Annotated in this window: 1 protein-coding gene and 1 pseudogene; both read right to left on the bottom strand. The window is 71.0% G+C overall.

All coding sequences use genetic code 11. The features are described 5' to 3' along the window. Positions 1 to 150, bottom strand: a pseudogene (locus tag GXB81_RS31705) (glycosyl transferase); the annotation flags it as partial. Between the two features lie 48 nt (positions 151 to 198). Then, positions 199 to 1,027, bottom strand: an 829-nt coding sequence (locus GXB81_RS31190; protein WP_205991229.1) for an NAD-dependent epimerase/dehydratase family protein, incomplete at its 5' end; no start/stop codon positions are given.

Raw genomic sequence — 1,027 nt, 5'->3', positions numbered from 1 at the left:
CGAGCGGTCGTTGGGGATGTCGGTGGCGAGCCGCCACGCGAAGCCGGTGCGCAGCAGCGCCCAGAGGATCGCGGCGCAGGCGCCGAACGCGGCGAGGCCCCAGGGCAGCAGCGGGACGAGAGCAGAAACGAAGTGTGAAGCGGTCGGCATCGATAGTGAATGAGTTCGGCGCGGGCTCGGTGCGAATGCGAGGCGCGCTCAGTGCGTGGAGCGATACCACGCGGCGGTCTCGAGCAGCCCATGCTCGACCGTATGCGGCGGATACCAGTTCAGACGCTCGCGGATATGCGAGCTGTCGAGGCGCAATTCGCCGATCAGCCGGTCGATCTGCGCCGAGCGTCCGGTCATGCGGCCCGCGAGGCGCAGCACGCCCGCCGGCACCGGCACGAGCCGCGCGGGCGCATGCAGCGGCGTCGCGAGCGCGCGCGCGAGTTCCGGCACGCTGAGGTCGCGCCCGTCGGTCACGTGGAAGGTCTCGCCGGCCGCGCGCGGATCGGTCACGCAGTGCACGAGCGCGTCCGCGAGGTTGTCGACGAACACGAGGCTGCGGCGCGCGGTGATCGCGCCGAGCGGCAGCGGAATGCCTTTGGCGAGCGCGTTCATCAGTTGCAGGAAGTTCGCGCGCACGCCCGGTCCGTAGACGAGCGGCGGCCGCACGATCACGATCTCGAGCCCCGAGGCGCGGCCATAGTCGACGAGCGCGCGCTCGGCTTCCAGTTTCGAGATGCCGTACGGGTCGGATGGCGCGGCCTCGTCCGTTTCGCCGAGCGGCCGGCCCGGACTGGCTTCCCCGATCGCCTTGACGCTGCTCACGAACACGAAGCGCCGCGCGCCCGCGCGCCGCGCCGCGGCCGCGACGCGCAGCGAGCCTTCGACGTTGGTCGCACGATAGACCGCGAGCGGATCGACCACGGTCTCGTTCATCACATGCACGCGCGCGGCGAGATGGACCACCGCATCGCAATGCAGGGCGACCGGCCAGCGCTGCTCGATGCCCTCGAAGTCGTGCGTATCGAGCAGCCATTCG

Origin of the sequence: Paraburkholderia sp. Ac-20336 (assembly GCF_017105025.1) — a bacterium.
GTDB lineage: Bacteria > Pseudomonadota > Gammaproteobacteria > Burkholderiales > Burkholderiaceae > Paraburkholderia.
Note: the sequence above shows the minus strand (reverse complement) of the source record. Positions and strands in the feature narration are given on the sequence as shown.